We start from the raw sequence: 6881 nt of genomic DNA on the forward strand, positions 1-6881 counted from the left end.
CCCGCGCCGAGAAGCGCAAGGGCGGCCCCAAGGCGCTGGACAGACTGATGCCCGCTAAGCCCGACCTCAAGCGCCTCGCGAAGCTCGGCGACGACCGCATCCTCGCCGAGATGACCAAGCGGGTGTTCTGCGCGGGCTTTGCCTGGAGCGTGATCGATTCGAAATGGGACGGCTTTGACGAGGCCTTCCTGCATTTCCAGCCGGCCAAGCTGACCTTCCAGCCGGAAGACTATTGGGAGGGCCTGCTGCGCGATGCGCGCATCGTGCGCAACGGCGCCAAGATCATGTCGGTGCGCGACAACGCCGCCTTCGTCCAGGCGATTGCAAAGGAGCACGGCAGCTTCGGCAAGTTTCTGGCGAAGTGGCCGTCGTCCGACGAGATCGGCCTGCTCGATCTGCTCACCAAACGCGGCAGCCGGCTGGGCGGCAATACCGGCCAGATGCTGCTGCGCTTCGTCGGCTGGGACGGTTTCGTGACCTCCAGGGACGTCGTGGCCTGCCTGCGCGGTGCCGGCCTCGATATCGGCGAAGAGGTGAAGTCGAAGGGCGATCTCGCAAAAGTGCAGGCGCAGTTCAACGCCTGGGCCGAGGAGACCGGTCTGCCCTACACATATCTGTCACGCATCTGCGCGCTCTCGGTCGGCGAGGTCAGAGGCGAGCATTAGGTCACGAGAAGCAAGGAGAACAAGAATGGCAAAAGCCTATTGGGTCGCCACCTACCGCGCGATCAAGAACCCCGACGCCATGGCGGCCTATGCCAAGCTGTCGCGCCCGGCGATCGAGGCGGCCGGCGGCCGTGTGCTCGCGCGCGGGGTGCCGGCTGCGGCCTTCGAGCTCGGGCAGATGGAACGCGTCGTTCTCATCGAGTTCGTCAGCGTCGAGCGCGCCAAGGCCGCGTATGCGAGCCCGGCCTATCAGGCGGCTCATGATTTGCTCGGCGACGGTGCGGACCGCGACATCCGGATCGTCGAAGCCGCCGATTAGAGCCGCGCACAGGCAGATCGTGGGCATCGTGTGGCGATCCCGTGCCGTGAGCGCGGCAGATGCCACGCGCGATCACGAAATACATTTCACCGGAACATTTGCGCGCAGCATCAGTTCGGAAATTTGAGCCAGGCGAACGAGGGCGCAGGGAACGCCCGCTCTGGCCCAAATCAATGAAACCCGAAACGACAGAAACGGAGCAGCGCATGAAGCTCACATCCGCGCAGGTGAAGCAGACCATCACGCAACTCGGCGCCCAGGTGCTGCCCGACGAGCATCCCGCCGTGCCCCAGCTCAACAGCATGTTCGGTGAGCACACCTTCTTCGTCGACGAAAGCGGACTCAAGGTCCTCGAGCCCACCCCGTCGCCAGGTGCAGAACGCGAGACCGGCGAAGTCGTCAGCCTCGCCGACTGGTCCGATGCAGACCTGACACGCCTGACGGCGCACGAGCCCGAGCCGACCGGCGTCATCGTGGTGTTCGAGCAGATGAAGCATTGATTGGTGCGGGCCGATCGACACTTCTATTGGTGGCGGGTTTGAAAAATCCCGTCACCGTTTCGCGAATGGCCGTATTTGCTGCCTCTACGGCAGGTTTGGAGACGCCTCGCGGACAAAGAGGTCGCGTTCGGCGAGCGCTCTGTCCATCCGGTTCAGATGCCGAAAGTCAGCTGCGGCTCCGGATCATCCCCGTCCTGCAGGGCAGACAGCGAAACGCCCAAGAGCCGCACGCGCTTGGGCAGCGGCATCTCGACCTCGAGCAGGCCGCAGGCCAGCCGCTCCAGATCGTCCCGGCCCGCAACCGGTGTTGGTGCGGACCTGCTACGTGTGATGATCTCGAAGTCGGCAAATTTGATCTTCAAGGTGACGGTGCGGCCGCGGTTGCCGGTCGCCTCGCAATGGCGCCAGACCTTGTCGACGAGAGGCTTGAGCTCGGCGACCAGCGCATCGAATTCGTCGAGGTCGGTTGAGAACGTGTTCTCGGCGCCGATGGACTTGCGGATCCGGTTGGCCCGGACCGGACGCTCATCGACGCCGCGTGAGATCCAATAGTAATAGGCGCCCGACTTGCCGAAATTCGCGTTCATGAACTCCAGCGTCTGGTTACGCATGTCGCGACCGGTAAATATGCCGAGCGCATTCATCTTCGCGCTGGTTGTCGGACCTATGCCGTGGAACTTGCCGACGGGCAGCGCCTCGACGAAGGCGGGTCCCATCTCCGGAGAGATCACGAACTGACCATTGGGCTTGCGATGATCGGAGGCGAGCTTGGCCAGAAACTTGTTGTAGGAGATGCCGGCCGAAGCGTTGAGCCCCGTCTCGGCCTTGATCTTCTCGCGGATCCGCAGTGCGACGTCACGCGCCAGCGGGATTCCTTGCAGGTTTTCCGTCACGTCGAGATAGGCCTCGTCGAGCGACAACGGCTCGATGATCGGCGTGTGCTCGGCAAAGATGTCGCGGATCTGCCTGGAGATCGCCTTGTAGACCTCGAAGCGCGGCCTGACGAAGATCAGGTCGGGACATTGCCGCTTCGCCGTCACCGACGGCATCGCGGAGCGAACGCCGAACTTGCGGGCCTCGTAGCTGGCGGCCGCGACGACGCCGCGTTCGGCGGAGCCTCCGACCGCGACCGGCTTGCCACGCAGGTCGGGATTATCGCGCTGTTCCACGGACGCATAGAACGCATCCATGTCGATATGGATGATCTTGCGGACGGGCGAAGTGTCGCCAGTCACCGTGTCGGATTCGCTCATGGAAGGATGATACAATCGGGCAAAGAGAAGCGCGAGGTGATGGATGCTTTTCGCGCCTTACGCAGCCCGGGTCGCGTTTGCCGGCCTGCTCAATGCGGCCATCTGGCGTTTGAATTGAGGCGTTCAGTCTCGACCGGGTTCAAAGAACAGTCTCAGGCTTGTGAGTGGCAAGCATGGGCACGCGATCTAATATGAGCCCGCGGAGGACAGCCCATGCAATACAGCTCCGAGCTCATTCACACGATGCGTCAAGCGCTGGAGACCGTGATGGCGAGCGTGCCGGCCCATCAATCGGTCTTCGGTCTGAAAGCGGCTGTGGCCGAATGCATCCTGAAGGCCGCCGCACACGGCCAGACGTCCTACGACGGACTGGTCACGTCCGCCTCGGACCAGATCCAGGCGATCATCTCGATGCTCAGCTAGGCGCTGGCGTAAAGACGGCCACAAGGCTGGCGCACCCGACACGATTCGAACGTGTGACCTTTGCCTTCGGAGGGCAACGCTCTATCCAGCTGAGCTACGGGTGCAGTGGGGCCTCATTTAGCCGATTGGCGAGGGGCGGGCAACCGCTTCCGCCGTGTTCGGCGAGGCTGATTTGCGGGCAATGCGGCCAGGAMCCGGCAGGCTGTCGCGGCCAAGCCGTTTTGCCGCATAAAGCGCCTGGCCGGCCAGGCCCGGCAGCGGGTCGGGGGTGCCGTCGGCCTCGCCGGGACTGTGGCTGGCGACGCCGACGCTGAGGGTGACGTGGTCGCCGGCTCCCTTGGCGCCGTGGGCGATCCGCAAGGCCATGACGGCGATGCGGATCCCGCCATCTCAGGCCACCGCCGCCACCGGCACGGCATCGCTCGGGCCGAACAGCTTTCGCACCTCGCTGGCCGGCTTCGGCGCGCTGAACAGATAGCCCTGCATCTCGGTGCAGCCGAGCGTGCGCAGCAGCTCGCGCTGGGCCTCGGTCTCGACGCCTTCGGCGACCGTGGTCATGTGGCTCGCGGCGGCGATGTTCACCACCGCCTGCACGATCACGGGCGCGCCGCTCGTCTCCGCGATGTCGGCGACGAAGCAGCGGTCGATCTTGATCTTGTCGAACGGGAAGCGCTTCAGATAGCTCAGCGAGGAGTAGCCCGTGCCGAAATCGTCGAGCGCGATCCGCACGCCGATCGAGCGAAGCTGGTGCAGAATCGAGAGCGCCGCCTCGTCGTCGCGGATCAGCACGGCCTCGGTGATCTCGAGTTCGAGCCTGCGCGGATCGAGCCCGGAGGCGGCGAGCGCGCCCGCGATCCTGAGCGCCAGCGTGTCGCATTTGAGCTGCACCGGCGAGACGTTGACCGCAACCCGCACATGCGACGGCCAGGTCGCGGCTTCGTTGCAGGCCATGCGCAGCACCCAGTCGCCGAGCTCGTTGATCAGGCCGGTATCCTCGGCGATCGGAATGAACTCCGCCGGCGAGATCGCGCCGCGTTCGGGATGGCGCCAGCGCAGCAGCGCCTCGCAGCCCGAGACCTCGCCCGAGCGCAGATCGACCAGCGGCTGATAGTGGATCTCGAAGCCGCCGTTCACCAGGGCCTGACGCAAATCCTGCTCCATGGTCAGGCGCGCCTTGGCGCACGCGTCCATTTCCGGCTCGAAGAAGCGGTGGGTGCGGCGTCCCTCGGCCTTGGCGCCATACATCGCGAGGTCGGCGTTCTTGATCAGCTGGTCGAGATCGTTGCCGTCCTGCGGCGCCAGCGCAATGCCGATGCTGGCATCGGTGGAGAGCTGATGGCCGAGGCAGTGATAGGGCTGCCGGATTGCCTCGTAGATCCGCGTCACGAAGGACAGCACGTCGGCACGGGATTGGATGCCGGTCTGGATCACCGCGAACTCGTCGCCGCCGAGCCGCGCGATCAGATCACTCTTCTTGAGGCAGCCACGGAGTCGGGTGGCGATCGCTTTCAACAGCTCGTCGCCCACGTGATGGCCGAGCGAATCGTTGATGCCMTTGAATTCATCGACGTCGATGTAGAGCAGCGCGAACTGTCCGCCGTCGGCGACCTTCGCCAGCTCGCGTTCGATCTGCTCGCGGAACAACGTGCGGTTCGGCAGGTCGGTCAACGCATCGTAATGGGCCATATGCGCGATCTTCTCGTGGGCGCGCCGCCGCTCGGTGACGTCATCGATGACATGGATGAGATAGCGCGGCTCGCCGGCTTCGTCGCGAATGCCGATCCGGGTCGAAGTGATGTAGCGCAGCCCCATGCCCGGCATCTGCCAGGCGTGTTCGTCCTTGAACAATCCCTTGGCCGAATTCAGCGCCTTGCTGTCGTCTTCGGTGATATGAGCGGCGGGCGTCTCGGGGAAGATGTCGAAGGCGGTCTTGCCGACAACATCCTGACGAGACTGGCCGAACAACTGTTCGGCGACGCCATTGAGCAGCAGATATTGCCGCGTACGCGCATCCTTCACGGTGATCTGCGAGGGGATATGGTCGATGATCTCGCGCAGGAAGGTGTGGTTGCGATCGCGCTCCTGTTCCAGGTTGCGGCGCTCGGTGATGTCCTCGATCGTGGCGACCCATCCGCCCTGCGCGAGCGGCGTGTTGATGACCTGGAAGGCGCGGCCGTCGGCCAACTGATGAGTTCGCGTGGAGACCGTGCCTTCGGCGACGATCCTCATGACGTCGGCGCAAAATTCCTCGACATCGCCGTCAAACGCGTCACGCTCCTTGCGGTGGTACATCGCCTCGCGGATGTGACAGCCGGGCTTGATGACGTCGTGGGAGAGGCCGAACATGTCGGCGTAGCGGCGGTTGCAGGTGACGATGTATCCGGCGGCGTCGTACAGGATCAGCCCTTGCGACATGTTGTTCAGGGCCGTGTCGAGCCGCTGCCGCTCCGATTCGATCCGCGCCTGGGCTTCGCGGTTCTGCCGGTTGATCTGGCGGATGATCAGAAAGAGGATCAGCGTGATCACCACGGCCGAAAGCGCGGCGGTCGTGACCATGAAGCCGGTCTGCTGCCGCCAGTCGGCAAGCGCCGCCGCCGTCGTGTTGGTGGCAACGATGACCAGCGGGAAATGCTTCAGCGACGCGGCTGAGCCGAGCCGCTCCTCGCCGTCGACCGGGCTCCTGACGCGAAGCGTTTGCTGGCCGCCCTTGGTCAGCACCTTGTGCATCAGCGGCGCAGTCTTGAAGCTCCTGCCGATAAGCTCCTCGACATGCGGATAGCGCGCCAGCATCTTGCCTTCGCGATCGAACAGCGAGATCGCCGTGCCTTCGGCGAGCGCCACGGATGCGAAATAGTTCTGGTAGCTGTCGGGATCGATCCGCCGGACCATCGCGCCGACGAACGTGCCGTCCGGCAGGCTCAGCCGTCGTGCGACGACCGTGGTCCATTTGCCGATGATGAAGCTGCGGACGGATTCCAGGATGACCGATTCGGCCATCGGATCGGATTTGAACGTCTGGAAGTAGGCGCGCGATGAGATGTTGATCTTGGGCAGCGGCTGGGCCCGCGACCAGTTGATCAGCTCGCCGTCCGCATCGTAGATCGCGATGTCGCCGAGATAGGAGACCGAGCTGATCTTGCTGCGCAGCATCTGGTTTGTGGCAGAGCCGGACATGCGCTCGCGGAACATCGCGGGCGAGGCGATCCCCGGCAGGTTCATCTGCCCGATCAGATCGGCGGCGACGACGTCGGAATCCTCGAATTGCTGATCGAAATGCCGCGGGATCAGCTGCACCGTGTTTTCCAGCTCGCGCTCGCGGTTGGCGAGGGTTCGCTCGCGGAATTCGCCGACGGCCATGGCGGTCACGGCGAAGATCCCCGCGACCAGCAGCGCGCCGCACAGGGTCAGCCACAGGACAGGACCACGCCGCGCCAAGGCCGCCCAGCCGTTCTTCGCGGCTAAGGACATTCCGGCCGCCACTGTGGAAAAGACCTGGCGCATTCCCCCTCCCTGGAGGAACACGAATACACCGCACAAATGGCGTAAACCTTAGGAAAGCCAGTTACCTAAGCATTAATGCGGTTGTGCGGTCCCGGCCGCATGCAGCGGGGCGGGAATCGCTCCGCGGTTGCGCGATGCGCGCAACAATCGCTGCGCTGCATCGTTAGCGGCGGCTTAATGCGAGGTGCCCGCGCTCTTGTCACCGCCGCGATTGCGCAGC

The 6881-nt window shown here is 64.3% G+C and carries 7 protein-coding genes and 1 tRNA gene; 4 read left to right on the plus strand and 4 right to left on the minus strand.

Going from position 1 to position 6881, the window contains the following annotated elements; translation table 11 throughout:
• The 3 genes from AC1D00_RS20125 to AC1D00_RS20135 form a co-directional block, all read left to right on the plus strand.
• The coding region (locus tag AC1D00_RS20125; RefSeq protein ID WP_477011864.1) for a DNA-3-methyladenine glycosylase I at nt 1–665 on the plus strand (665 nt) is incomplete at its 5' end.
• Nucleotides 666–690: 25 nt separating this feature from the next.
• On the plus strand, nt 691–984 hold the full coding sequence (locus AC1D00_RS20130) for a DUF1330 domain-containing protein (RefSeq protein ID WP_477011865.1): 294 nt from the start codon (nt 691–693) through the stop codon (nt 982–984).
• Between the two features lie 206 nt (nt 985–1190).
• Nucleotides 1191–1484, plus strand: coding sequence for a hypothetical protein (locus tag AC1D00_RS20135; protein ID WP_135175089.1), 294 nt, complete (start codon nt 1191–1193; stop codon nt 1482–1484).
• A gap of 152 nt (nt 1485–1636) precedes the next feature.
• On the opposite strand, the gene dinB is transcribed toward AC1D00_RS20135, so the two are convergent.
• A complete protein-coding gene (gene dinB, locus AC1D00_RS20140) occupies nt 1637–2737 on the minus strand; it encodes a DNA polymerase IV (protein ID WP_477011866.1) in 1101 nt (366 codons plus the stop codon).
• A 213-nt stretch (nt 2738–2950) separates the two neighbouring features.
• Between dinB and AC1D00_RS20145 the strand changes: the two genes are divergently transcribed.
• Nucleotides 2951–3160 carry a hypothetical protein gene (locus AC1D00_RS20145; protein WP_477011867.1) on the plus strand — a complete coding sequence of 70 codons (210 nt, stop codon included), beginning with the start codon at nt 2951–2953 and terminating at the stop codon, nt 3158–3160.
• A gap of 27 nt (nt 3161–3187) precedes the next feature.
• Here AC1D00_RS20145 and AC1D00_RS20150 read toward each other — a convergent pair.
• The 3 genes from AC1D00_RS20150 to AC1D00_RS20160 all read right to left on the minus strand — a co-directional run bounded on the left by AC1D00_RS20150 (nt 3188) and on the right by AC1D00_RS20160 (nt 6661).
• Nucleotides 3188–3264: transfer RNA gene (locus tag AC1D00_RS20150), tRNA-Arg, on the minus strand.
• Between the two features lie 13 nt (nt 3265–3277).
• The gene (locus tag AC1D00_RS20155; protein ID WP_477011868.1) at nt 3278–3526 is read right to left on the minus strand and encodes a hypothetical protein; all 249 of its coding nucleotides are present in this window, start codon (nt 3524–3526) and stop codon (nt 3278–3280) included.
• A gap of 24 nt (nt 3527–3550) precedes the next feature.
• Entirely contained in the window at nt 3551–6661 is a 3111-nt protein-coding gene (locus tag AC1D00_RS20160; RefSeq protein ID WP_477011869.1) for a bifunctional diguanylate cyclase/phosphodiesterase, read from the minus strand.
• Nucleotides 6662–6881 lie beyond the last annotated feature (220 nt).

The organism is Bradyrhizobium sp. P2_E8 (genome assembly GCF_056403875.1).